The organism is Streptomyces sp. HPF1205, assembly GCF_020400825.1.
In the GTDB taxonomy this organism is placed as follows: Bacteria; Actinomycetota; Actinomycetes; order Streptomycetales; family Streptomycetaceae; genus Actinacidiphila.
The window spans coordinates 1-456 of sequence record NZ_JAINVH010000158.1; the positions used below are offsets into that span (position 1 = coordinate 1).

Consider the following 456-nt stretch of genomic DNA (forward strand, 5'->3'; position numbering starts at 1 on the left):
GGTGGCCGGTCAGAGGCCGAGGTCGCTCAGGCCGGGGTGGTCGTCGGGGCGGCGTCCGAGGGGCCAGTGGAACTTGCGCTCCGACTCCTTGATGGGGAGTTCGTTGATGGCGGCGTAGCGGTGGTGCATCAGGCCGTTGGCGTCGAACTCCCAGTTCTCGTTGCCGTAAGCACGGAACCAGTTGCCCGAATCGTCGCGGTATTCGTAGGCGAAGCGCACCGCGATGCGGTCGCCGTCGAAGGCCCACAGCTCCTTGATGAGCCGGTACTCCAGCTCCTTGTTCCACTTGCGGGTGAGGAAGGCGATGATCTCGTCACGGCCGGTGGCGAACTCCGCGCGGTTCCTCCAGTGCGAGTCCACGGTGTAGGCCAGGGCGACCTTCTGCGGGTCGCGGGTGTTCCAGCCGTCTTCCGCCAGGCGGGCCTTCTCTATGGCGCTCTCCCGGGTGAACGGCGG

The 456-nt window shown here is 66.9% G+C and carries 1 protein-coding gene; it reads right to left on the reverse strand.

Translation table 11 applies throughout. The annotated features are described in order from the left end of the window. Window positions 1-9: 9 nt before the first annotated feature. On the reverse strand, window positions 10-456 hold a 447-nt coding region (locus K7G61_RS36090; protein ID WP_225851376.1), incomplete at its 5' end, for a nuclear transport factor 2 family protein.